The sequence below is a fragment of the Polaribacter sp. SA4-12 genome, assembly GCF_002163675.1.
Classification (GTDB): Bacteria; Bacteroidota; Bacteroidia; order Flavobacteriales; family Flavobacteriaceae; genus Polaribacter.
On sequence record NZ_CP019334.1, the window covers coordinates 897,378 to 923,762 of the forward strand.

The 26,385-nt window shown below is 28.2% G+C and carries 24 protein-coding genes; 20 read left to right on the forward strand and 4 right to left on the reverse strand.

Annotated elements, in window-relative coordinates:
* Positions 1-103 precede the first annotated feature (103 nt).
* A complete protein-coding gene (gene rlmH, locus BTO07_RS04030; protein ID WP_087520005.1) occupies positions 104-577 on the forward strand; it encodes a 23S rRNA (pseudouridine(1915)-N(3))-methyltransferase RlmH in 474 nt (157 codons plus the stop codon).
* Positions 578-605: 28 nt separating this feature from the next.
* Here rlmH and BTO07_RS04035 read toward each other — a convergent pair whose 3' ends face one another.
* Entirely contained in the window at positions 606-2,288 is a 1,683-nt protein-coding gene (locus BTO07_RS04035; RefSeq protein WP_087520006.1) for an FAD-dependent oxidoreductase, read from the reverse strand.
* A gap of 305 nt (positions 2,289-2,593) precedes the next feature.
* Here BTO07_RS04035 and BTO07_RS04040 point away from each other — a divergent pair, with 305 nt between their 5' ends.
* The 3 genes from BTO07_RS04040 (at position 2,594) to BTO07_RS04050 (ending at position 4,762) form a co-directional block, all read left to right on the forward strand.
* Positions 2,594-3,175, forward strand: coding sequence for a non-canonical purine NTP diphosphatase (locus BTO07_RS04040; RefSeq protein ID WP_087520007.1), 582 nt, complete (start codon positions 2,594-2,596; stop codon positions 3,173-3,175).
* An 83-nt stretch (positions 3,176-3,258) separates the two neighbouring features.
* Positions 3,259-4,287, forward strand: a complete 1,029-nt coding sequence (locus BTO07_RS04045; RefSeq protein ID WP_087520008.1) for a FecCD family ABC transporter permease — start codon at positions 3,259-3,261, stop codon at positions 4,285-4,287.
* A gap of 22 nt (positions 4,288-4,309) precedes the next feature.
* Positions 4,310-4,762, forward strand: coding sequence for a GNAT family N-acetyltransferase (locus BTO07_RS04050; protein ID WP_087520009.1), 453 nt, complete (start codon positions 4,310-4,312; stop codon positions 4,760-4,762).
* Positions 4,763-4,822: 60 nt separating this feature from the next.
* Here BTO07_RS04050 and BTO07_RS17660 read toward each other — a convergent pair whose 3' ends face one another.
* Positions 4,823-4,975: a hypothetical protein gene (locus BTO07_RS17660; RefSeq protein WP_335682126.1), complete on the reverse strand. Its 153-nt coding sequence runs from the start codon at positions 4,973-4,975 to the stop codon at positions 4,823-4,825.
* Between BTO07_RS17660 and BTO07_RS04055 the strand changes: the two genes are divergently transcribed.
* The 12 genes from BTO07_RS04055 to BTO07_RS04110 all read left to right on the forward strand — a co-directional run bounded on the left by BTO07_RS04055 (position 4,914) and on the right by BTO07_RS04110 (position 16,838).
* Positions 4,914-5,564 (forward strand): ABC transporter ATP-binding protein, encoded by a 651-nt coding sequence (locus BTO07_RS04055; RefSeq protein WP_335682129.1) that lies wholly within the window; start codon positions 4,914-4,916, stop codon positions 5,562-5,564. The two genes, BTO07_RS17660 and BTO07_RS04055, sit on opposite strands and share 62 nt — an antisense overlap.
* A gap of 59 nt (positions 5,565-5,623) precedes the next feature.
* Positions 5,624-6,658: a M28 family metallopeptidase gene (locus tag BTO07_RS04060; protein ID WP_087522546.1), complete on the forward strand. Its 1,035-nt coding sequence runs from the start codon at positions 5,624-5,626 to the stop codon at positions 6,656-6,658.
* A gap of 111 nt (positions 6,659-6,769) precedes the next feature.
* The gene (locus BTO07_RS04065) at positions 6,770-7,492 is read left to right on the forward strand and encodes a DNA/RNA non-specific endonuclease (protein WP_157663277.1); all 723 of its coding nucleotides are present in this window, start codon (positions 6,770-6,772) and stop codon (positions 7,490-7,492) included.
* A gap of 717 nt (positions 7,493-8,209) precedes the next feature.
* Positions 8,210-8,989 (forward strand): ion transporter, encoded by a 780-nt coding sequence (locus tag BTO07_RS04070; protein WP_087520012.1) that lies wholly within the window; start codon positions 8,210-8,212, stop codon positions 8,987-8,989.
* Positions 8,986-10,839, forward strand: coding sequence for a hypothetical protein (locus BTO07_RS04075; protein ID WP_087520013.1), 1,854 nt, complete (start codon positions 8,986-8,988; stop codon positions 10,837-10,839). The genes BTO07_RS04070 and BTO07_RS04075 overlap by 4 nt, the downstream gene beginning before the upstream one ends.
* Before the next feature lie 336 nt (positions 10,840-11,175).
* On the forward strand, positions 11,176-12,201 hold the full coding sequence (locus BTO07_RS04080; RefSeq protein WP_198342509.1) for a hypothetical protein: 1,026 nt from the start codon (positions 11,176-11,178) through the stop codon (positions 12,199-12,201).
* On the forward strand, positions 12,188-13,804 hold the full coding sequence (locus BTO07_RS04085) for a hypothetical protein (RefSeq protein ID WP_157663278.1): 1,617 nt from the start codon (positions 12,188-12,190) through the stop codon (positions 13,802-13,804). The genes BTO07_RS04080 and BTO07_RS04085 overlap by 14 nt, the downstream gene beginning before the upstream one ends.
* Before the next feature lie 117 nt (positions 13,805-13,921).
* Positions 13,922-14,473 carry a heme-binding beta-barrel domain-containing protein gene (locus tag BTO07_RS04090; protein ID WP_087520016.1) on the forward strand — a complete coding sequence of 184 codons (552 nt, stop codon included), beginning with the start codon at positions 13,922-13,924 and terminating at the stop codon, positions 14,471-14,473.
* A 60-nt stretch (positions 14,474-14,533) separates the two neighbouring features.
* Positions 14,534-15,028 carry a hypothetical protein gene (locus tag BTO07_RS04095; RefSeq protein ID WP_087520017.1) on the forward strand — a complete coding sequence of 165 codons (495 nt, stop codon included), beginning with the start codon at positions 14,534-14,536 and terminating at the stop codon, positions 15,026-15,028.
* A 46-nt stretch (positions 15,029-15,074) separates the two neighbouring features.
* Positions 15,075-15,518, forward strand: a complete 444-nt coding sequence (locus BTO07_RS04100) for a hypothetical protein (protein ID WP_087520018.1) — start codon at positions 15,075-15,077, stop codon at positions 15,516-15,518.
* Positions 15,519-15,637: 119 nt separating this feature from the next.
* Positions 15,638-16,192, forward strand: a complete 555-nt coding sequence (locus BTO07_RS04105; protein WP_157663279.1) for an FEKKY domain-containing protein — start codon at positions 15,638-15,640, stop codon at positions 16,190-16,192.
* 157 nt (positions 16,193-16,349) lie between these two features.
* Positions 16,350-16,838 (forward strand): GNAT family N-acetyltransferase, encoded by a 489-nt coding sequence (locus tag BTO07_RS04110; RefSeq protein ID WP_087522547.1) that lies wholly within the window; start codon positions 16,350-16,352, stop codon positions 16,836-16,838.
* 148 nt (positions 16,839-16,986) lie between these two features.
* Here BTO07_RS04110 and msrA read toward each other — a convergent pair whose 3' ends face one another.
* A complete protein-coding gene (msrA, locus tag BTO07_RS04115) occupies positions 16,987-17,640 on the reverse strand; it encodes a peptide-methionine (S)-S-oxide reductase MsrA (protein ID WP_087520020.1) in 654 nt (217 codons plus the stop codon).
* Positions 17,641-18,025: 385 nt separating this feature from the next.
* Between msrA and dnaX the strand changes: the two genes are divergently transcribed.
* Both dnaX and BTO07_RS04125 read left to right on the forward strand, forming a co-directional pair.
* Positions 18,026-19,714: a DNA polymerase III subunit gamma/tau gene (gene dnaX / locus BTO07_RS04120; RefSeq protein WP_087520021.1), complete on the forward strand. Its 1,689-nt coding sequence runs from the start codon at positions 18,026-18,028 to the stop codon at positions 19,712-19,714.
* 49 nt (positions 19,715-19,763) lie between these two features.
* On the forward strand, positions 19,764-21,413 hold the full coding sequence (locus tag BTO07_RS04125; protein WP_087520022.1) for a MutS-related protein: 1,650 nt from the start codon (positions 19,764-19,766) through the stop codon (positions 21,411-21,413).
* Between the two features lie 8 nt (positions 21,414-21,421).
* Here BTO07_RS04125 and BTO07_RS04130 read toward each other — a convergent pair whose 3' ends face one another.
* Entirely contained in the window at positions 21,422-23,236 is a 1,815-nt protein-coding gene (locus BTO07_RS04130) for a cation:proton antiporter (protein WP_087520023.1), read from the reverse strand.
* Positions 23,237-23,361: 125 nt separating this feature from the next.
* Here BTO07_RS04130 and BTO07_RS04135 point away from each other — a divergent pair, with 125 nt between their 5' ends.
* Together BTO07_RS04135 and BTO07_RS04140 are read left to right on the forward strand one after the other, a co-directional pair.
* Positions 23,362-24,195, forward strand: coding sequence for a universal stress protein (locus BTO07_RS04135; protein ID WP_087520024.1), 834 nt, complete (start codon positions 23,362-23,364; stop codon positions 24,193-24,195).
* Entirely contained in the window at positions 24,196-26,385 is a 2,190-nt protein-coding gene (locus BTO07_RS04140; RefSeq protein WP_087520025.1) for a SulP family inorganic anion transporter, read from the forward strand.

Genomic DNA, 26,385 nt, shown 5'->3' on the forward strand with positions numbered 1-26,385 from the left:
TTGTTTATTCTGATGTAAAAATAACAATTTAATTATGAATTACGAATTATCAATTACGCTAATTAATTCATAATTATACATTGATAATTCGTAATTTTGAACTATGAAAATTAAATTACTCGCTATTGGTAAAACTGATAATAAAAACTTGATTCAGTTAATTGATGAATATCAAAACCGATTAAAACATTATATAAAGTTCGAATTAGAAATTATTCCTGATATTAAAAATGTTAAGAATTTAAGTGAAGTTCAGCAAAAAGAAAAAGAAGGCGATTTAATTTTATCCAAACTACAAAACACAGATCAATTGGTTTTGTTAGATGATAAAGGAAAACACTTTACTTCTATTGAATTTTCTCAGTATTTACAAAAGAAAATGAATTCTGGAATTAAACAACTTGTTTTGGTTATTGGAGGACCTTATGGCTTTTCTGATGCTGTTTATAAAAAATCTATTGGAAAAATATCATTATCTAAAATGACATTTTCCCATCAAATGATTCGTTTATTTATTGTTGAACAATTATACAGAGGTTTTACTATTTTAAAGAATGAACCTTATCATCATGAGTAATTATTTTAAATAAATAAACTTATACAAACTAGTTTACTTCATAAAAAATAGCATTAGACTGTTCTGCCATTGTTTGATTATAAACTTTTAAACCTCCAGAAAGATTGTAAACATCATCAAATCCGTTTTGACGAAGAATACGTGCAGCTATATAACCACGCAATCCTGCAGCACAATAAATTAATAATTTTTTATTTTTTGGAATTTCATTTAAATGATTTCTTAAATCATCAACTTCAATATTAACAGCACCAACTATGGCTCCTAAATCATATTCTTTTGGTGTACGAACATCAAGTACAAAAGAATCTTCAATACTTAGTTTTTTAAATTGAAAAGGAGATAATGGTTTAAAAAAACCATTGATTATATTTTCTGCATTAAAACCTGCTTGATTTACAGGGTCTTTTGCAGAACTAAAAGGAGGCGCATAGGCATGCTCTATTTCTTCTAAATCGTAAATTGTTCCTCCATTTTTAATCGTAGTTGCTAACAAATCTAATCGTTTATCAACACCATCATAACCAACAACTTGCCCACCTAACAACTTACCATTTTCTGGGTTAAAACTTATTTTAATTATCATTTGTTTCGCTCCAGGATAATAACCTGCATGCGAACCTGCATTTACAATTGTACTTTCATGCTTAATGCCTAAAGCTTTTAAACCTTTATGTGTTAACCCAGTAATACCTGCAGTTAAATCGAATACTTTTGCAATTGCAGTACCAATTGAACCTTGGTATTTTCTTTTATGACCAAAAACCATATTATCAGCCAAAATACGTCCTTGTTTATTTGCTGGACCAGCTAAAAAAGCTAAACTTGGTTTACCAGAAATAGGATGAGGAAATTCAATTGCATCACCAACAGCATAAATATCTTCTTTAGAAGTTTGCAAGTATTCATCTACCCAAATACCTCCTGTTTCACCAATTTTAATTCCTGCTGATTTCGCTAAAAACGTATCTGGTCTAACACCTATTGATAATATTACAAAATCTGCTTTAATGATTCTTTCGCTAGATAAATGAACTTCTGTAAGCTCACCATTAGGCACAAACTCTTTTACAGCATCTTCTAAAAACAAACCAACATTTTTCTCTTTAAAATGCTGATGTAAAGGTGCAGCAATTTCGCTATCCATCATATTCATTACCTGACTAGCAGCCTCTACAACAGTAACTTTAACACCAATATGATGCAAGTTTTCTGCCATTTCTAAACCAATAAATCCAGCTCCAACAACAACTGCTGTTCTTGGATATTCATCATCTACAAAAGCTTTAATTTTATCAGTATCCAGAACATTACGTAACGTAAAAATGTTAGGAGAATTAATACCAGGTATTGGCGGCTTAATTGGTGAAGCACCAGGAGATAGAATTAATTTATCATAGGTTTCTGTATAAACTTCACCTGTTTGCATCTTTTTAACCTCAAGACTTTTATCAGCAGAATTTACAGAAACAACTTCAGAATGTATACGAATATCAATATTAAAACGTGCATTAAAACTCTCTGGTGTTTGCACTAAAAGTTTATCTCTATCTTTAATAATTCCTCCAATATAATAAGGCAATCCACAATTTGCATAAGAAATATGTGGCCCTTTTTCTAACATGATAATTTCTGCGTTTTCATCAATTCTTCTCAAACGAGCTGCTGTAGTTGCTCCACCGGCAACACCTCCTACAATAACGTACTTCATTTATTTAATATTTTTTATTGAGTTTCACTCAAAATTTAGAAATCTATTTTCAGCTACAAATTAACAAACTTATAAAATCTTTATGTGTAACAATTATGACATATAGCCTACATTACAGCGATTTTTACATAGAATAATAAAGCAGATTTTTATATGTTTTAAAACAATGATTTTTATCACATTTTTACATTTACTTATGAAAAATTGTAACACAAAAAACTTTATAACTTTTAAAGGTTGCTACTTCGAAACCTTAAAAACTTTGTAACTTTGTTCCTTGCTTTAAAAAAATTGCAATTAAAAATATGAAACTCGTCTTTGCAACCAACAATTTAAATAAACTAAAAGAAGTACAAGAAATGTTACCAGATTCAATTGAATTATTGAGTTTAAAAGACATTAATTGTTTTGATGAGATTGACGAAACTGAAATTACTTTAGAAGGAAATGCAAAATTAAAAGCAGATTACATTACTAAGAAGTTCGGTTTTAATTGTTTTGCTGATGATACTGGCCTTGAAGTAGAAAGTTTAGATGGTAAACCTGGAGTATATTCTGCTCGTTTTGCTGGTGAACCTGCTAACTCAGAAAATAATATGCAAAAACTATTAGTCAACTTAGAGCATAAGCAAAACAGAAAAGCACAATTTAGAACTGCGGTTGCTTTAAATATAAATGATGAAAAATTTCTTTTTGAAGGAATTTGTAAAGGTGAAATTTTAAAAAGAAAACACGGAGAAAAAGGTTTTGGTTACGACCCAATTTTTAAACCAGAAGGTTTTGATCAATCTTTTGCAGAAATGACTTCAGAAGAAAAAAACACGATTTCTCATAGAGGAATTGCAATACAGAAATTAGTCGCTTTTTTAGAGAAAAATTATTCGTAAGCTTGCCATTCCTGCGAAGGTAGGAATCCAAAATAAGTTAAAATTATAAAAAAATAGATTCCTGCCAACGCAGGAATGACAGAATGGAAAACAAATTTTATACAAAACACTTTATTTTTTTATCAGTTTTACTGGTAATCTTGTTCTTCTTGAACATCAGTTTTGGGTCTGTTTCTATTCCGTTTAAAGACATCTTTAATAGCGTTTTTGGTGGCAATGTTGCCAAAGATAGTTGGGAAACAATTGTCATCAATTTTAGAATTCCGAAAGCAATAACTGCTGTTTTAGTGGGTTCTGGTTTGTCTATTTGTGGTTTGTTAATGCAAACCTTATTTAGAAATCCTTTAGCAGGTCCTTTTGTATTAGGTATTTCTTCTGGTGCAAGTTTAGGAGTTGCTATTTTAATTTTAGGTTCTTCTGTTTTTGGAGGCTTTTTATTAACGAGTTCTCTTTCTAATTGGTCTTTACCAATTGCTGCAAGTTTAGGTGCTTTTTTAGTTTTATCAGCAGTTATTATTGCTGCAAATAGAGTTAGAAACACCATGTCAATTCTAATCATAGGTTTAATGTTTGGTTCATTAACTTCGGCTATAATTAGTGTTTTAGCTTATTTTAGTGAAGCTGCTCAAATACAACAATACTTATTTTGGAGTTTTGGAAGTTTAGGAAATTTATCTTGGAATGAAATAACTGTGTTTATCATTATTTATGCAGTCGGAATTTTAGGAACCATTTCTGTAATAAAACCACTAAACAGTTTTTTATTAGGTGAAAACTATGCAAAAAGCTTAGGAATAAATGTAAAGAGAAGTAGAAATATCATTTTATTAATTACCAGTCTTTTAACAGGAGTTATTACTGCTTTTTCTGGACCAATTGCATTTGTAGGTTTGGCGGTTCCTCACATAGCGAGAATGTTATTTTCTAGTTCAAATCATAAAATACTATTACCTGCTGTTGCCATAATTGGCGCAATTGTTTTATTAATTTGCGATATGATTGCACAATTACCAACAAGCGAATTTACACTACCAATTAATGCAATTACCTCACTATTTGGAGCGCCAGTTGTAATTTGGTTGTTAGTTAGAAAGAAAAGGATATTTGTTTAAAGGAAATAGAAATGAATAAAAGATGATTGAAAAACTTGACAATAAAAACGAACTTGTTTCTGAGGAAATTCGTGCTGTTTTTCAAGAATCTTATAAAATTGAAGCTGAGTTATTAAATGCTATCGATTTTCCGCCTTTAAAAAGGGAATTAGAAAATTATAGAAATAGTAATACAGATTTCTTTGGGTATTTAAAAGATGATAAATTAGCAGGAGTTATTGAAATTAATCATAATAGTGAGTATACTCACATACAAAGTTTAGTTGTAAATCCACTAAACTTTAGACAAGGCATTGCAAGTGCTTTAATGAATTTTGCTTTAAGCAACTATAATTCTAGTCTATTTATAGTAGAAACAGGTGTTAAAAACGAGCCTGCATCTAATTTATATAGAAGATTTGGTTTTATAGAAACAAAACAATGGGATACAAATCATGGAGTTAGAAAAGTAAAATTCGAACTTCAGAAAAACTAAGATCATTTTAAACAAGTCAAAACATATCATTCTAAGAACTGAAAACCTATCCATAGGTTATCAGCAGAAAAAGGACCATAAAGTTATCGCTTCTAATATCAATTTAGAAATTGAAAAAGGAAAACTAGTTACTGTTTTAGGTAAAAACGGAATTGGGAAATCTACTTTATTAAGAACAATTTCTAAAGTACAAGATCCTATTTCTGGCGACATATTTATCCATCAGAAAAAACTAAACGAACTTACAGAAAAAGAACTTTCTACACAGTTAAGTTTGGTGTTAACAGAACGTTTACCAGAAAGTCAATTAACGGTGTACGAATTAATTGCCTTAGGGAGACAACCTTACACAAATTGGATTGACAAACTTTCTGACAAGGATATCGAAAAGGTAGAAACAGCGATTCATCAAACAGAAATAGAACACCTTAAAAACAATCGTTTTTACGAATTGAGTGATGGTCAATTACAAAGAGTTCTTATTGCTAGAGCGTTGGCGCAAGACACAGAAATTATTATTTTAGATGAGCCTACCGCACATTTAGACATGCATCACACCATTAAAATATTTTCTTTATTGCAAAAGTTAGTGGCAGAAACTCAGAAAACAGTTATCATTTCTTCTCACGAAGTTAATTTATCTATTCAATTGGCTGATGAAATTATTCTTTTAACAGAAAACACGTTTCATGCAGGTACACCAGAAAAATTAATTGAAGAAAATGCTTTCGATACTTTATTTCCAAAAGAATTGATTAACTTCAATAAGGAGTTGCAACAATTTGTCATTAGTAAAAAATGATTAATATTGCGATGGCTTAAATGTCATTATTTTTAACACCAATTCAAATTACGAAATCAATGAAAACATCTCTATACACTCTTGGTCTTCTCTTTTTTATAGCATGTAGTTCTAGTCAGAATGCTTCTAAAGAAATTGAAAACACAGGAGATCCAACAAAATACGCAGCAACTATTACAGCAGAAAACTTAAAAACACATTTATATATTTTTGCTTCGGATGAGTTTGAAGGAAGAAATACAGGAGAACCTGGTCAGAAAAAAGCCATTAAGTATTTAAAAGACTTTTATGTAAGTCAACAAATTATTTCACCTTTAGGTGGCGATGATTATTACCAAGAAGTGCCCGCAGAATTTTTAAATAAAAATGCAGGAGGTGCTGTATTAAAAGATTCAGAAAATGTATTGGCTTTTATAAAAGGAACAGAAAAACCAGATGAAATTGTTGTTATTTCCGCACATTTAGATCACGAAGGTATAAAAGACGGTAAAATTTACAATGGTGCAGATGATGATGGTTCTGGTTCTATGGCAATTTTAGAAATTGCTGAAGCTTTTAAAGCGGCAGTAAAAGACGGAAATGGTCCTAAGAGATCTATTTTATTTTTACATGTTACTGGTGAAGAAAAAGGATTGTTAGGTTCTAAATATTATACAGAAAATCCAATTTTTCCGTTAGCAAATACGGTGTGTAATTTAAATATAGACATGATTGGTAGAGTTGATAAAGCGCATGAAAAAAACCCGAATTACGTGTATGTAATTGGTGCAGATAAGTTAAGTACAGAACTACAACAAGTTTCGGATAGCGTAAATACAAAATACACCAACATTCATTTAGATTATAAATATAATGATGAAGACGACCCAAATCGTTTTTACTACAGATCGGATCATTATAACTTTGCAAAACACAATATACCAGTTATCTTTTATTTTAATGGTACGCATGATGATTACCACAAACCAACAGATACACCAGACAAAATTGAATACGATTTATTAGCAAAAAGAACACGTTTGGTTTTTTATACAGCTTGGGAAGTTGCCAATAGAAAAACAAGATTGGTTGTAGATAAAACTCCTACTAAATAAGTTTTAATGCTAAAAATATTTTTAAAAGCTTCACATTTTGTGAGGCTTTTTTTTGGCTTAAAACAAGGCTACATAAATTTAGAATTGCTAACTTTTGCAAAAAATAAAGCCATGATTAATCAATCTAACTTAAAGCGAGAAACCAGATATGGAGTTCCTGCTGCAGATCAAATTCTTTTTAACAGACATTATGTATTAGGGTATTCCTACTATTTTAGACAAGCTAAATGGGCTTTAGAAATTGTAGATAAAGACAGAACAGATGTAGAAAGATTAGATAATTTTAGACCAGATGATAGAATTCCAGAAAGGTTTAGAGCAGATTTAGCAGATTATGTAAACTCTGGCTTCGATAGAGGTCATCTTGTTTCTAGTGCAAACCAAATAGAAACTAAAATACAAAATAGCGAAACGTTTTTACTCTCTAACATGTCGCCACAAAACCCCAATTTTAATAGAGGAATCTGGAAAAAGTTAGAAAGCGCCATAAGGGTTTTAAATGCTCAAAAAAACATTTTAGAAACCTATGTAATCTCCGGACCGCTATTTATGTTTGATAAAGAAATAAAAGTAGTCGAATCTACAAAAGAAACCGGCGTAACTTTGCCAATACCACATGCGTATTACAAATCTATACTTACAGAAAACCACAGAGGCGCTTTACATTTATGGTCTTTTATTATACCAAATGAAGAAACGGATGAAGAAATAGAAGCGTTTCAAGTACCTACAAATAAGATTGAAAAAATTTCTGGTTTGTTTCTTTGGGAAAGTTTAGTTGGCACAAAAGTAACCAGAGATAAAAATAAAATGCGTAAAATTTGGGAGTATTAACTCTTAATCTTAATACTATAATCGCTCAGAAACCTTACAAATTGCCTTGTTTATTAATGCTTTTCATATTGAATTATCTTACTTATTTTTAAGTATTTAAGTGTTTTTATAAAAAATAAAATCATGACAATTGTCATTAAACTTAATACAAAAAAACATTAAATTTATTGAATAATTAGAAAGGTATTTTATTCATTAATGCTATTCTTCTTTAAAGGATCCTAAAATTTTAAAGAAAACAAAATATATGAAGTAGCAAAACAATGGAGGGAAATAAGTTTATTGCTATTTTTTTTTTAAGAGACCTCACATTTTTGTGAGGTTTTTTTTTATGCATTTATTTTTGAGGACTTACCTCCTACTTTTAAATATTGATAATTATAACTTTTATAATTAGTAATGCATTATAAAACTTACGTTAATGACTGCTTTTAAAAATGAGTTTTAACAAAAAATCGCATTAATTATGGAAACCCGTAATAAAAACTAAAATCTTTGTTAGAAATTTAAGTTTTTAAAAACAGGTGTTTTGCCTATTATTTTTTTTTTATAAATAACAAGAGAGCTTGTTTAACTTCGGATAGTTTAGTTATAAAAACGAAGTCATATCAATGAATATCATCGTAATCATAAAACATAAGAATAATTGGTAGAATTATGGAACCCTATAATTACTATTAATAAATTTAACTGAATTTCAATAATTGAAAACAAATAATGATTAAGAAGTTATTTATAAACGATAAATTCATACTGCTATTAATCTTGTTGAATGCAGTAACTATATTTCTAAGCGGATTTGATATCTCACAAAATAACAAATACCTTCTTACGGTAACTGACAACTTTATTACAGGGCTTTTTATTTTAGAATTATTTGTAAAATTTATCGAATTTGGAATTTCAGGTTATTTTAAATCGAATTGGAGAAAATTTGATTTTATTTTAATTGTATTATCAATACCAACTTTGATTTCATTTATTGGAAATATTGAAATTACAACTTTTAGTTATCTTCTTGTATTTAGAGTTTTACGAGTTTTTAAATCATTTAGATTTTTAAAATTTATTCCAGGAATTGAACATCTGGTAAAAGGAATTAGCAGAGCTTTAAAAACCTCTATTGTCGTTTTAATTGGATTTGTAATTTACATTTTTATAATTGGTATTTTCTCCTTCAACCTTTTTAAGGAAATATCACCTGAACACTTTGGGAACCCTTTGAACTCATTATACTCAATATTCAAAATATTCACGGTTGAAGGTTGGTATGAAATACCAGAACAATTAACAAAAGGGCTATCTTCGACAGCTTCATTTTTTACATATATCTATTTTATATTCGTGGTAACATCAGGAGGTATACTTGGGTTATCCCTTGTAAACTCAATTTTTGTTGATGCAATGGTTAGTGATAATAATGATGAACTTGAAAAGAAAATAGAATTAATAGATAAAAAACTTGATAGGTTACTTACTAAACAACAAAAGCTATGAAATTAGAAAAAATATTAGATAATGTTAACTCACTTGAAAAAAATTCCTTCTTAAAGATAATTGATAATATCATTTCAAATAACCCTAAAAATCAAAGAGAAATTGAAAAAATATTATCAGATAATAATAACAACTTAAAAGGTATCGATAATATTAATATCGCAAAAGTTTTTAATCTTATTACAGATGAATTTACCGAAGTTATAAAACAAGAGTTTGTTGATACAAGTTCTCAACTTGATATTTTAATTGACATTATCATACAAGATGGTCATAATTTAATTAAAGAGGATTGGTTTGTAAATCTTTATCAAAAAGAAATTAAAAGCATAAAGAAAAAAACGAGTGATTTAATTAAACAACTTGATAGTGAGAAATCTGAAATTGACAATCAAAGGAAACGTGATTATTTAATTTATAAAGCATGCGTAAATACAGCATATTTTAATGACAATGTAAGTAATCGAGATACGAAAATTACCAATGATGAATTATCTATTTTGTTAACCTTATCAAATGAGCTTAAACTATCGCAAGAAGAAATAAAACTAATAAACTACATTGTTATTCCACCTGTTAAATTACAAATTGAACAAGTAATTAACGATTTAAAAGTAATTGGAGTAATTTTTTATTCAAAGAAAAATAGACAAGTTTATGTAGCTGATGAAATTGTTAGAGTTTTAAGAAAAATACGAAAGAAACAAGTTGCAGATAAATTTTACCGTAGATTTTTAAAACTATTAAGAGAACCACAAATTAATATTGTTTGTAGGAACCATAATATTGATATTAAGCTTCCGCTTGATGAAAAAATAAAAAAAATTATTAATGAAGGTATTTCTTTCTCTAATTTATTGTCAAATGAACTGCATAAAGAAGGAACTAACTTAACGGAGAAGAAAAAATTTGTAAATGAAATTTGGGAAAAAGGTTTTGAAATGTCTGGCAACCTTAAAGGAACAACTCTTGAAGAAAAAATTGAAAATTTAATATCATATTTTGATGAAATTGAAAAAGATGAAAAGGTTGGTATTTCTATTGATGGTTATGGAAAATTACTCTCAGATTTAAATGAAACCTTTCCAAAACTTAATAATCAAATTCGGAATGAATTTGAAATGCAAAACGAGTTTGTTCTAAAAAGTGAGTATTTATTAGATTACAATATAAAACCTAGAGATATTATTGACATTATCGAGAAAAAACAACTTTTAGAATTTTGCGAGAAGTTCGATCTTAAAAAAAGAGGAAATGTAATTTTAAATATTCTTGATGCTTATAAAGATTCTGAAAACTTATTTATCGAGAATTATGAAAACATTGGCTTTAGAGATTTAAATTCATTAAAAGAAAATGGAATTACCATAAAAGAAGCTGAGTTAGGTTTAAAATTTGAGGACGTTACAAAAGCTGTTTTTGAAAAATTAGGTTTTAATGTTGATGAAAACTTAAAGAAGAAATTAAATACTGCTAAAAATAAAATTGATTTGGTTTTAAATTTGGGAGATGATGGCTTAATAATAATTGAATGTAAAACAGTAAAAGAAAGCGGTTACAATAAATTTAGTTCTGTAACTCGCCAAATGAAATCGTACATTAATTTGGCTACTGGTAACGGACACAATGTGGTAAAATCTTTATTAGTTGCACCCGATTTTAGTGATGAATTTGTAAATGATTGCGACCTAGATTTTGAGTTAAACCTATCTTTAATAACAGCTTCTTCTCTTTTAAAAATACTAGAAGCTTTTAAGAGTTCGAAACATAAACAGTTTCCATATCAACTCTTAATGAAAGATGTATTAATAAAAGAAGATAGAATAATTAAAGCGATAAATAAAAAATAAGTCAAATTATAACGAATCCTTTGGTACAATTAATTGTTGTTTAAAAAGGTAAAATGATTTTAAATGTTGATAATTATAACTTTTATAACTAGCAATGCATGATAATAATCACGTTAATCACTTCTTTTAAGAATTACTTTTAACAAAAAATTGCATTTATTACGGAAACCCGTACTAAAAACTAAAACCTTTATTGGAAATTTATATTTTAAAAAACAGGTGTTTATACTCTTGATTTTTAAATTTAAAAAAACAAAATTCGCTAACGCCGATTATAAGTCATTAAAACGACATCATAATCGGATTAAGTTGGCGTTAATTAAAACCAAATCAAATTTGTACACTTTTAAAAATACTGAACAAAACAATTACAAAGCTTCAGATTTAGAAACAAAATCTATGCTATACCTTATTGGGATGCATAAAGAAAAGGAACAAATCGAGACAATTGTTGTGGATTGTTTTAATGATGTTACAGGAATAAATACTGTTGAAAATAACCTTTGGGATATTCAATCAAAAAATCATTCTGTAATGAATCCCCAAAAAATTGGAAAATCATTATTTACGCTATTTGATAATTTTGAATCAAGCGTTAATTTTTTAGAGTATATTTTATTTATTCCAAAATTGAAACCCACATATTTAATTGACTCAACTCTTAATTCCTATGGCTCTTCAAACATTGTAAAAAAGACATTAGTTAGAGTTGAAAATGGCCTAAAAGCTGAATTCGAAAGAGTTCACAGCAACCAACCTGATGTAACTAGTCTAAAAAAATTTATGGATTTAGTTATATATGTTCAAGATTTTAAAAGAGTAAACTCATATATCAAGCAAATCACTAAATTCAAAAGCAACACAATTAAAAGTGAAGAGTTTTATAAATCAATATTTGACGAAATAAGAAACGTTCAAGCATCTAAGAAAAACTCTTTTATAGAAGGCAGTTCGATTAAAACTATTTCGGATGTATTGCTTTTCAATAGACATTTACATAAAAAAGACATTCATACTTTAATCATTAATCGATTTGTAGGAGGAGATTTATTTGCAATAAATACTGTTCCTATTCCATTTTTAGAAATCCTTAATGAATATACCGATTTTCAAGATCAGCAAGATTTGATTGTAGAATGTAATTCTAATATTTGTAAATCCTTTTTTAATAAAAATGATAATAAACGATTTTGGAGAGTAACTGAAAGCATTATTTCAGAACTTAACTCTGACTCTAAACAAGGAATTAAGAATATCTATAATCAGATTAACGGTGATAAATTAAAATTACCTTTTTTAGATAAGGAAAGTCTTCTCTTCCTTATTTCAACAATAAAAAATGGATGGAATGATGAAAATTAAAAAAGTAGCCTTTGGTAATGGAAATGAGGCATATATTGAATCTCGTTTTAAAGAAAATGTCAATATTATTTATAGTGAAGGAAATAATAAAGGAAAGACTTTATTAATTCAAGGATTAATGTACTCAATTGGAAATGAGCCAGTTTTTCCAAGCGGTTTTAATTTTAAAGATTATCATTTTTATTCTCTAGTTCAAATTCAAAACATAGACTATGAATTTTTAAGACACGGAAACAGTATAATAATTCGTAATGAAAAATTCTTTCAAATTTGTAATACTATATCTGAATTTAAGCACTTTTTTAATAAAATAATTACTTCATTACCTATTATAATTAAAGATGCTAAAAATAAAATAGTAGATGTTCATCTGCTATATGAATTATTTTTTCTTGGTCAAGACAATAGGGTACCATCAAATCTAATTGTAAAAGGACAATACAATAAAAACGATTTTTTAAGTATGGTATATTCTCTTAATGGAATTGAGAATAAAGAACCTGAAAAATATGACTTAAAAAACGAAAAGAAAAAATTAGAAATACTTAAACAAGATAAAAAAAACCTATTAAAGAAGCTTAAAATTGCAAAACAGAATACGAATGTTGCAAAGTTTACCCAAAAAAGTATTGATAAGGAACAATTCAATAAAAAGAAAATAGAATTAGAAAAAATAAATAAATCAATACTTGATTTAAAGAAAGATAGAAATCGTGAATTCAATCGAAAAATAAAACTAGAATCACTGCGTTTTGAATTAAGTTCTTTAAATATTAATTTAAATCAAGGAAAAACTCATTGTGGAGAATGTGGAAGTGATAAAATTATGTTCACTAATGATGAGTTTGATTTTGAAATCAGCAATAAAGATGTTAGATCAAGGATTATTAATTCAATAAATGAAAACATTGAAATAAAAGAAGAAATAATCCAAGAATATGACTTACAAATTCAAAATGAACAAGACCAATTTAAAAAAGAAATAGAAGTTCTTTCCCCTGATTTAGGAGAATATATTTTATTTAAAGATGAAATAATTGATGCAACTTCAATCGATGAAGAAATCTATTCCAAGCAAATTTCAATTGATAAAGCTATCCAGATTATTTCGTCTTTTACGACTACTTCTTCAGATAACACAAAAGAGCGAAATGACCTAATAGGAAAAATAACTAACGAAATGAATCGTCTTTATAGAATTATTGACCCTAACGGAAACCTTACTTTTAATGAGTTATTTCCTAAAAAGGACCGAACTTTTTCAGGAAGTGAAGGTCAAGAATTTTATTTCTGTAAATTAATTGCACTTAATACTATCCTAAAACATAAATTCCCAATTATCATTGATAGTTTTAGAAGCGGAGAAATATCTTCTAACAAAGAAAGAAAAATGATTGAAATTTATGAACATATAGGGAAACAAGTAATTATAAGTTCAACATTAAAATCAGAAGAATATGCAACTGACAAATACAAAAACACTGACACAATAAATGTGATAGATTACAATAATCACAAAGACAGTAAAATATTAAGTGAGAAATTCTCTAGTGATTTTAAAACTATAGTAAAATCATTTAATATTTCAACAAACAAAAACTAAAAAATAACATTCTAAAAAAAGTAAAACCATGATAATAGTCAGCGAAATTCTTTCATAAAAAAAATACATTTACAAGTTAAGAAAGTAATACTATCATCAAAAAATAAACAATAAAAAATGAGTGAAAATATAGAGAATCCTTTGGTACAATTAATTGGTGTTTGGAAAGGTGAAATGGGTGTAGATATTGCGCCAAAACCAGAAGAAGATGAAAACAACCCTTATTATGAAGTTTTAACCATAGAACCTATAGAATTAGAAGTTGAAAATGCAGAAGAGCAAGAGTTAGATGCTGTTAGATATCATCAAGTAGTTAGAGAAAAGGCAAACGATAAAGTTTCTCATAGTGAAACTGGTTATTGGTTGTGGGATAAAAATGAACATACAATTATGAATTCTTTTTCGATTCCTAGAGGTGTAAATATTTTAGCTGGTGGAGAAGTAACCTTTATAAACAACGAGTTAAAACTAGAGGTTGCAGTAGCAGAAAATGATACAAAATGGGGCATTGTACAATCGCCTTTTATGCTAAAAAAAGCAAAGACGTTATCTTTTAAAAGATCGTTTACATTAAAAAACAACACATTGAGTTATACGCAAGAAATGATGTTAGACATTTATGGTAAAACTTTTGCACATACAGATGTAAACACACTTACCAAAGAGTAGGTTTTTAAATATAATAAAAGCTTTTTATAAAACAAGTTGTGTCTAATTAAACAAAAAAAAATGAAAAAAATTATAGTTGCCCTTCTTTTAATGATTCCTATTCTTGCATTTAGTCAAGAGACAGATAAATACTCAATTGTTAAAACTCAAACTACAAATGTTCGGATTCCTGGTAAATGGACGCAACTAAATACAATGGATGACTCGGGTCAAACATATTTACAAAATGAAGATGAAGTAATAATTGCCATTGCTCAAAACCCTAAAAAGGCATATTCTTTTTATAAAAGTAAAAACTCTGATTTTAAGAATGTACAAGAATTTTACAAATGGGATTCTGATTATAGAAGAGAACTCAAATTTAAAACTGATGAAATTCAAAAAAACAAAAAATTAGAATACATCATTTGGAAATTTAATGATGGAAAACTGGACAACGTGTTTTTATTCGGATCTGTAAAAGATAATTTTATAAACCTTCTGGTGTATACAAATAAATGGAGCGAGATTGAAAAGGTTAAGTTTTTAAAAAACCTTTATAAATTAAACAAATAACAACACTTATAGATAATTAAACAGAACATATAAAACTAAAAACAGAATGAAAAAACTATTAATTGTATTATTGATTTCAACATCAAGTACCTTATTTGCACAAGATAACCCACAAGATTTAATTGACAATTTCTTTGCTACTTATAAAATAGATGCCGGAAAAGCTGTAAAGGAATTATATGCAACCAATAAATGGACAGAAAGAATAAAAGATGATATTGATAAAATAATTGGTACGGTAAATAGTTTTACTGAAAGTTATATGGGTAAATATTACGGATATGAAATTATCACAAAGAAAAAGTTTGCTGAAAGCTTTGAATTATACTCATATATGATAAAATATGATAGACAACCTATTCGGTTTATTTTTAAATTTTATAAACCAAACGATAAATGGGTATTATATTCCTATGCGCTTGACGACAGCTTAGATACAGAAATTCAAGAAGCTGCAAAGCTTTATTATTTGAAATTAGATAAAGAATAACTAAATGAATACGGAACCAAAATTAGTTACTTTTTACTAACGCTATTTTTTTTCTTTGGTAAATTCTCGCTATAAAAACCGCAACTATTCTTATACATAAAACTTACCCAACATAGAAAATGAAACTCAAAACATCAATAATATTTTCAATTCTTTCTTTTTTAGGAATATATTTATTGTTTTCCAATTCAGATGTTAGGAATATTAATAAATTCAATTTATTACTGAATATTTCTGCCATTTTAATATTAATTGGAATTATCGGGTTTATTATTTATTTAATAGCTAAAGAAAGTAGGAAAATTAAAAATATTACTATTGGATTGGTTTTTATTTCATTGGTAATAAATTCTTACGTTGGATTTTATAAGTATCAAATGAATAAAAGGAATAAAATTCTTTCTGAATATTATGAATTAAAAACTTGTAAAGAAATGGAAACTCGATTTGCAAGTGACTTAAAAAAAGGAGAAATAAAGTATTTCTTTTTCGGAATTGGTTATGATACGGAATTGGCAAAAATATTAGACGATAAATATAAAATTGAAACTTTCGGAATGGGTTGTATGATTCAATCTAAAATGATTTGTTATAATGAATTAGTAGATAAATTTCTAAAAGAAAAATATAGCAACTCAATAAATGAAATTTATAAAGAAATAAGAATTGAATAAAAAGCGCTAGATAACACCGTTTATAAAAATTGATTAATTTTAGCTTCATTAAAATTAGTTGCATTTCTATAAACTTCTATTTTCCTGCGGAAAAATAGCCGTTCATTTTAAACGCAACTAGCTATAAAACACATTGGCATTCATTAAGAAAATTGAAATGAAAATTAGAGAAGCACATAGAAATGATTATACCATTTCAACTGACAAGGATAGATTAGATATTTTGAGTATTCACAAATTCCTTGCTAACGAAACTGATTGGGCTAAAGGAATTCCAATCAATACTTTGAAAACATCAATTGAAAACTCTTTAAATTTTGGGCTTTTTTACGAAAACAAGCAAATTGGCTTTGCTAGAATAATTTCAGATTATTCAACGATTGCATATTTAGGAGATGTTTATATTCTAAAGGAATATAGAGGAAAAGGATTAAGTAAATGGCTGATAAATGAAATAATGGAACACCCAAATCTTCAAGGATTAAGACGTTGGATTTTATTAACAGATACAGCTGAATGGCTTTATAAAAAGTTTGGGTTTACGGACTTATCTAATCCTGAATTTTATATGGAGAAACATAACTCGAATGTATATAAAACTACTGATAACTTAAGCCGTTTAAAAAGAATTAATAGTAAAAACTAATTTATGAAAGCCTTAACAGATTTACCATTTGTGATTTACTTACTAACATTAGTACTTAAAACACGTAATTAAAGAAACACGTTTTACAATCCTTCTGTATAAAAAAAAACAACTCAATGAGTTGTTTTTTTAATTTATAAAACTTTTTTTAATGTTTCCCTTTTTTTAATAACTCAGGAAACTTCTTTTTAAATTTATTTAATCTTGGTACAGAAACCGCTTTTACATAGCCTTGGTTTGGATTTAAACGTTCAAAATCTTGATGAAATTCTTCTGCTTTGTAAAACTTTTTAAGTTTTGTAACTTCCGTTTCAATATTTTTTTTATAAACCTCTTTGTTTAATTTGGCAATGGCAGTATCAATAATTACCTTTTCTGCATCATTCGTATAAAAAGCAATAGATCTATATTGCGAACCATAATCTGGGTGTTGTCCGTTTTTTGTAGTTGGATCATGAGAACCAAAAAATACAGTTACCAAAGTTTCGAAACTTACTTTATCTGGGTTATAATACACCGCAACAGTTTCTGAATGCCCCGTTTTTCCTGTTCCTATTGATTTGTATGTTGGATTTAATGTATGTCCGCCAGCATAACCAGAAACAGCTTCTTCTACTCCACTTACACTTTCGAAAATTGCTTCTACACACCAAAAACATCCGCTTGCAAAATATGCGATTTTGGTATTTTCTTTCATAATAAATGGCACTTTTGGTTTTACTTCCTTTTTAGTAGAAAACGCAAAAAATGAAATTAATACGAGTGATAAGGTTAGAACTGCAATAGATTTTAATATTTTCATTAATATAATTTTGTTAGATTTTTAAAAAATTGCACTAAGAACAGTGTTGCTATTCATAGTACAATTTTAAGAACTTTTAATTAAAAACATTTCCGAGAAGTTTTACTTCGAGGTTTCTACTGAAACTGTCATTCCCATGAAAACGGGAATCTAAAATGTTTTACAATTATTGATATAGTCGTATCAAATTACAACTATTTACAAGTTGTTTACAACTTTAGCATTTTTTTAAGAAACCGACTTGTAAAAAAAGAAGTAGACACCTATTTTTGTTTCATAATTTTATGAAAAACAAACTTGTCTCTTTGAGTGCAGTCGGAAGGTTTGTTTATAGTTCTCGACTGCGCTCAAACAGACATTAATAGTATAAAATATAGATTAATAAATGGAGCATTTTATAGTTTCTGCACGTAAATACCGTCCTCAAAATTTTGCGGATGTTATTGGGCAACAAGCCATTACAAACACGTTAGAAAAGGCTATAGAAAATAACCATTTAGCGCAAGCGTTGTTATTTACAGGTCCACGTGGAGTTGGTAAAACATCTTGTGCAAGAATATTGGCAAAAAATATTAATCAACAAGATGCAGAAATTTCTGCAGACGAAGATTTTGCCTTTAATATTTTTGAATTAGATGCTGCTTCTAATAATTCTGTTGATGATATTAGAAGTTTAACAGATCAAGTTCGTATTCCGCCTCAAACTGGTAAATACAAAGTATATATTATTGATGAGGTACACATGTTATCTCAAGCAGCTTTTAATGCTTTTTTAAAGACGTTAGAAGAACCACCTGCACATGCTATTTTTATTTTAGCAACTACTGAAAAACACAAAATTATTCCGACGATATTATCGCGTTGTCAAATTTTCGATTTTAAAAGAATTGGCGTTTTAGATGCTAAAAATTACCTAAAAGTAATTTGTGAAAAGGAAAATATTACAGCAGATGATGATGCGTTGCATATTATCGCTCAAAAAGCGGATGGAGCAATGCGTGATGCGTTGTCTATTTTTGATAGAGTTGTTAGTTTTTCTGGAAATACATTAACGAGAGAAGCTGTTACAGAAAACCTGAATGTATTAGACTACGAAACGTATTTTAATATGACAGATTTAATGTTATCAAACAAAATACCACAAGTATTAAATGCTTTTAATGTGGTGTTAGGTAAAGGTTTTGAAGGGCATCATTTTATAAACGGATTAGCAAGTCACTTTAGAGACTTATTAGTTGCCAAAGACAAAGCTACTTTAGAGTTGTTAGAAGTTGGTGATGCTGCTAAAAAGAAATATTTAGAACAAGCCACAAAGGCAAGTATTCCTTTTTTAATGCAAGCTATAGAAAAAGCAAATGATTGCGATTTAAATTATAGGGTTAGTAAAAATCAGCGATTGCTGGTAGAATTAACCATCATGCAGATTGCCTCTATCACTTTTGATGGAGAAAAAAAAAAATCAGCTAACTACATAATTCCTGCTACATTTTTTCAAGCACTTTCTCCTGCTGTAAAAGAGATTGCAAAACTGAGTCAAAAAAAGGCTGTGGTTGCGCAACCTCAAAAAGTAGAACCACCTAAACCTAAATTGAAACCTCCTGTTTTAAAATCGGCACAAAGACGTACTTCTTCTTTATCACTAAAAAGTATTCACGAGAAAAAAGTAGTTAAAAAAGTAGCTGAAGAAGAAAACTTCGACAATCACCCAAAAGACGTTTTTACAGAAGAAGTTTTACAAGGACTTTGGAAAGAGTATGTTGCTTTATTAATTACAAAAGGAGAACGAAGTATGGCTTCTATTGTAGGTACAGATTTACCAAAATTAGGCCAAGACTTTAAAATTACTTTTACCGTGCCTAATAAATTAATGGAAGATCAGTTTAGAAAAGGACGACCAAAATTAATCAACTACTTAAGAGAAAAACTTAATAATTACGGAATTAAAATTATTGTTGTATTAAATGAAACTGTGGAGAAAAAGTTTGCGTATACTCCACTTGAAAAATACAATAAGATGAAAGAAATAAACCCTCTTTTAGAAAAATTAAAAAACGCATTTGGGTTAGATATGTAACATTATACTTACGAATACTACTTATAAGTACATTAATTATTATTTAATTATGGATTACTTTATATTTTTTGCTTTTATATGTATTGTCTGGTTTTTGATTCACAACTTCCGTAAAAAGAAACGTCTAAAGAAATTTAAAACTTCACTTTATAAAAACTGGGGAACTCCAAAAAAGAAAGAAATTTATAATTTCTTTGTAATTTCTAAGTATTTTAATAACAACAGACACAAAGAGAAAGCACATCATATTTTATCAGAAAAAAGTAAAGTCGATTTTGATATTGATGATATTTTTAAATTTGTAGATAGAACTTCTTCTAAAATAGGACAACAATATTTATACTTTAAATTAAGAACAATTGGTACTCTTAAAGAGTTAAAAAAATTTGATGATTTAACGACTTTATTTCAAAAAAATAAAGACTTAAGTATTTCTTGCCAAATAGAACTTTCTAAATTAAATAACAATAACTCTTATTATTTAGAAGAATTAATCAACGACAAACAATTAGAAAAACCAAAACATTTATGGATTGTTAGGGGCTTAACAATTACTGCAATTTCTTCGATTATACTCTTATTTTTCTATCCAATATTTAGTCTTTTATTGGTTCCTGTTTTTTCTGCGAATCTTTTTTTTCACTATAAAAACAAACATAGTGTTGCCTATTATTTAAATGGAGTAACTCAATTATCTAGAACATTAAAAGTGAGTCAAAAATTAGCTAAAAACCGAGAAATAGCAGCTCATTTTAAAGATCTTTCTTTTATAAAGGACATGAGGTCTATTAAATTTAAAACAGAGTTTATAGCTTTTGAAAAAAACATAACTGATGAGGTTTTATTCTTTCTATGGTTTTTGGCAGAAAGTATTAAAATACTATTTAATGTCGAGTATTTAGTTTTTTATAGCTTTTTAGATGCTATTACTAAAAAACGAAAAAGTATCGAAGATATGTTCCTTTTTATAGGAGAAATTGATGCTGCTATTTCTACAGCTTCTTTAAAATCTGGAAACTTAAAAATTTGTACACCTACTTTTAATGATAATAATGAGTTAAAAGTAAACGGAATTTATCATCCTTTAATTGAAAATTGTATTACTAACGACACACACTTATTACATAAAAGTATGCTTTTAACTGGTTCTAATATGTCTGGGAAAACTACTTTTATAAGAACGGTTGCTATTAATAGTATTTTGGCTCAAACACTTCATCTTTGTTTTGCTGATGCATATGCTGCTCCTTTTTACAAAATACATTCTTCTATTAGAATTACAGATGATTTGTTAGATAATACAAGTTATTATTTACAAGAAGTACTTACCATAAAGGAGTTAATAGAAGCTTCTAAAGACACCAATCCTTGTTTATTTGTATTGGATGAGATTTTTAAAGGCACCAATACAATAGAAAGAATTTCTGGTGGAAAAGCTATTTTATCCTATTTAAATAAGGAAAATCATACTGTTTTAGTTTCTACACACGATATAGAATTGACAGAGTTATTAGTAAAAGACAACTACGATTTATATCACTTTAGTGAAAAAATTGAAGACAATAATCTCTTTTTCGATCACAAAATAAAACCAGGAAAACTAAAGACTAGAAATGCGATTAAAATTCTAGACTTATATAAATATCCTTCAGAAATAATTAAAGAAGCAAAAGAAATAGAGGCTACTTATTTTGCTTAAAAATAATTTTATACGCTTTTCCCTAAGTAAATTAAGGTACAGTTCTCTTTGTTTCCTTCTAATTTTTCAAATTCTGGCAGTAAGAATAATTTATCATCTTTCTTAACAAATAAAGGCACCGATTTTAGTTCGTTAAACAATTTAGAAACCATTTCCTTGTACTCTTCTTCAGAAGTAATAGCTACTTCATAAATTTTAGGATTGTCTCTAAACGCTTCACTTAAATTTATATAATCGTCTTTAGGTGTTAAGAAGTTATTATTTAAAGAGGCATCACCTAAAGTAATTTCATCAGAAGTTGCCAATCTGTAAGCCCCATGTTCTCCGAAAGATTTTGAAAAATTATCGAGTGCATATTGGTTTACTGTTTCACTACTGGTCATTGCTAATAAATAACCAACATCGTTTAATTCTATATTATCAGTTAAATCTTCATTATAAATATCAATTCTAAAAGCCTCTAAATCAGATTTCACAGCTTGATCAACATAATCATTATTTGCATCAATCAAAATAACTCTTTTGCCATTATCTTTTAAATATTTAGCTATTAATCTAGCAGGACTAGAAGCTCCAATAATTAAAATTGCATTCGAACTTTTTAGAAAAACACCCACCATTTTCGCAAACAATCTCGCTGTTGTTGCATTGAATAAAACGGTTCCTAAAACAATCATAAAAACCAAAGGTGTAATGTACTCTGCTCCTTCTACTCCTTGTTTCATTAACTTACTTCCAAATAAAGAAGCAATACCCGCAGCTACAATTCCACGAGGTCCAACCCAACTTATAAATAGTTTTTCATTTAGTTTTAATTTAGAATTTCTTGTACTTGCAAAAACTGCTAAAGGTCTAATTACAAACACAACGATTGCAAAAAGTGCTGCCGTTTTCCAAGTATACAACAACATTAAATCTTCGATATTTATGTTTGCTGATAATAAAATAAAAAGAATAGAAATTAATAAAACACTTAAAGATTCTTTAAAATAGAGCAACTCTTTTAAGTTTGCTAGTTTTCCGTTTCCTAAAACCATTCCCATAACTACAACTGCCAATAAACCAGATTCATGTGCAAAAACTTCAGATTCTACAAACACTAATAAAACTGTTGAAAGAGATACTACATTTAGCAAATAATGAGGAATCAGTTTTTTATTAATTGCATACGCTAAAGCGTGTGCAAAAGTAAAACCAAAGGTTGTACCAAAAAGTAAAATTTTACCAAACTCCATTAAAGCCACTTTTGTAAAACCACTTCCACCACCAACGCTTATAAATTCGAAAACCAATACTGCAACCAATGCTCCTATTGGGTCTATTAAAATTCCTTCCCATTTTAAAACGGTTGAGACATCTTTTTTTAATGGAATATTTCTTAAAATTGGTGTAATTACAGTCGGTCCTGTAACAATGATTAATCCTGAAAACAGAAAAGAAAGATCCCAATTTAAGTTAAAAATATAATGGGCAACAATTCCTGCTCCAAAGAAAGTAATTGCAGAACCCAAGGTTATTAATTTTGTAATAACAGGACCTACATTTTTAATTTCACTTCTTTTTAGCGTTAATCCACCTTCAAAAAGTACAATACTTATGGCTAAAGAAACAAAGTAATACAATCCATCTCCAGGAAAAAGTCCTTTTTTACCATTCCAAATTGGTTCTATCCATTTTGTGCCATCTTCACTTAAAAACTCAGCAGCAATTGGACCAACAAGTAATCCAATTAAAATTAAAGGTAGAATTGCAGGGATTTTAAATTTCCATGCAAACCATTGTGCTAATATTCCTAAAATGATAATTCCTGCGAGCTCTAACATATTTTTTTATTATTAAGAAAGTAAATTTAAGAATGTTTTACCATCATAAAAATTAATTTATAGTTTTTTTATTTCTTGTAAAGTTCCCTATATTGTCGCAATAACTTAACTTTAAAAGACTTTTTTTGCAGAAAATTGATAAAATATTAATCGGTGTTGCATTTTCACCAAACTTAAAAGCAAACATATTTGAAGCTATTAGATTGGCTAATATATTTGATGCTGAATTGGTTGGCGTTCATGTTGGAACAAAATCAGATAAAAAAAAATCGGATTTAAAGGCTATTTTAACGGAAGGAGATGCTCTAAAAAAACCAGGTACAACTATCTGGAAAGAAGGTAATCCAGTAGATGTAATTCTAGAAACTTGTACGCAAGAAAATATAGATTTACTTATTTTAGGTGCAATTCAAAAAGAAAATTTACTAAAATACTATGTAGGTTCAATTGCTAGAAAAATTACTAGAAAATCACCTTGTTCTGTCTTATTGCTCATAAAACCATCTATAAAAAGAGTTCCTTGTAAACACATTGTTGTAAATGGTTTAAAAGACGAAAGAACAGAAGAAACTATAAAAACAGCTTTTCTTTTCTCTGAACATTTAAAATGTAGTAAAATTACAATTGTAGAAGAAGTTAGTCAAGATGAATTGCATGTTAAAGTAAGTGATGACAAGACTTTACGTAAAGCAAATATTGCAAGAGAAAGATTAAGTACTAGAGAAGATCAACGTGTAAAACATATTTTAGAAACGATTAATAATAAAGATATTACTGTAAAAACGCAAAGTATTTTTGGAAAAAGAGGATACTCTATTGGACATTATGCAAAAGTAAAAAGAGCCGATTTATTAATAATGAATGCTCCTAACAAATTAGGTTTCTTCGATCGGATTTTCCCTCATGATATTGAATATATTTTATCTGAATTACCAACTGATGTTTTAATTGTAAAATAGATGCCGAAAAAAAATACATTTAAAACGTTTGTAAGTGACATTCCAAAAAATTTATTTTCTGGTTTTGTCGTTTCATTAATTGCACTTCCTTTAGGTTTAGGACTTGCATTAGCATCTGGCGCACCTCCTATTTCTGGAGTTATTGCAGCCATTATTGGTGGTATTGTTGTTTCTATAATTGGTGGCTCTAACGTTACTATTACAGGTCCTGGAAATGGTTTGGTAGTTGTTATTTTAGCAGCAATTACAACTTTGGGTGAAGGCGATATGCAACAAGGATTTTTATATACTTTGGCTGCTATTGTAATCTCCGGAATTATCATGATTATTCTTGGTTTTCTAAGAATGGGCTCTTTAGGTGATTTCTTTCCTGGTTCTGCTATACAAGGAATGTTAGCTGCCATTGGAATTGGAATTTTCGCAAAACAGATTCATGTTATGTTTGGTAATTTAGAAGCCAAAGGAAGCATTATTGAACTTCTAATACAGATTCCTGAAGGAATTATAAACTTGATAAAAACGGATAATTCAAGCATGTTTTATGCAGGTTTAGTCGGAATTGTAAGTTTATTAATTATGATTTTTTACAGTAAAATAAGAAATCGATATTTTCAATTAATTCCTGCTCCTATGTGGATTGTGGTTTTAAGTGTTGGTATGTATTATTATTTTGAATTGGTTTCTGCAACTCCATATCCTATTGATAAAAGTTTATTGATTGCATTGCCTGATGATATATTATCGAATTTTGCTTTTCCTGATTTTGGTAAAGTATATCATGGAGATTTTATAAATGCAGTAATTGCCATTACTTTAATTGCAAGTATAGAAAGTTTATTAAGTATTAAAGCTGTTGATAAATTAGATCCTTTAAAAAGAAGGTCTAACGTAAATAAGGATATTCGTGCCTTAGGCTTAGCAACAGTTATTAGTGGTTTTTTAGGAGGATTAAATGTTGTTACTGTAATTGCAAGAAGTTCTGTAAACGTTAATAATAAAGGAACAAATAGATCTGCAAACTTTTTTCATGCAGCGTTTTTAGTTGCTTTTATTTTATTATTTGCAACTGAATTACGTAAAATTCCATTGCCAGCTTTAGCTGCTATTTTAGTATTTACAGGGTATAAATTAGCATCACCAGAAAATCTAAAAAAAGTACTTAGTATTGGTTCTGAGCAATTAATTATCTTTTTAGTTACACTACTTACAACCATTGCAACAAGCTTAATTACAGGAATAATTGTTGGTATTTTAGTCACGTTTATTATTCATGTTATTATCAATAAAAACATCCTTTTATTTATAAAAAACATTTTAAAACCAAATGTTTTAATGTTTAAAGAAGAAGGTACCTATTATGTGAGTGTAAAGAACTTTTCTAGTTTTTTAAACTATACAAAACTGAAAACGAAACTCGATCAAATTCCTGAAACAGAAGAAGCAATTATCGATTTTTCGATGTGTGATTTTGTAGATCATTCTGTGATGGAAAACATGAGTAATTACGCAGCTTCTTTTACTAGAAAAGGCGGACATTTTGAAGTAATTGGTTTAGATGATTCTAAATCTGGAAGTGAACATCCTTTTGCACTACGTAAGATATTGCCAAAACAAATTATTCCAAAAGAAGGTGTTTTAACTAAAAGGCAAAAATCTATTCAAAATATTAGTGAAAAAATGCATTGGAAATATTATGCCTTTTCTGCACAAGAAATGCAAGAGTTACCGACTTTTGGTTATTTTAAAACACGTAAAATAAACAAAGTTTCTAACGTACTTTCTAACGAAGATTGCACCATTTTTGATGTTCATTTTACTGAAGGTGAAATGATTGCGAAACAAGTGATTAAAACAACTATGTTGCATATTCATACTTTAAAACCAGTTCCTAATTTTACATTAGACAGAGAAGGTATTTTTGAATATCTCTTAGAATTTGCTGGTTATAAAGATATTGATATTAGTAATCATCCAGATTTTAGCAAACGTTTTTATTTAGCTGGAAAAAACGAAGAAAAAATTAGAGCATTTTTCACAGATGAACTAATTTTGTTCTTTGAAAGCAATAAACAATATCATATTTCTGCTACCGAAAACGGAATTTTAATATTTGGGAACGAACGTTTATCGAGTGTTAAAGAAATTAAAGCACTTGCTTATTTTGGTATGGGATTACAAAAAACAATATAA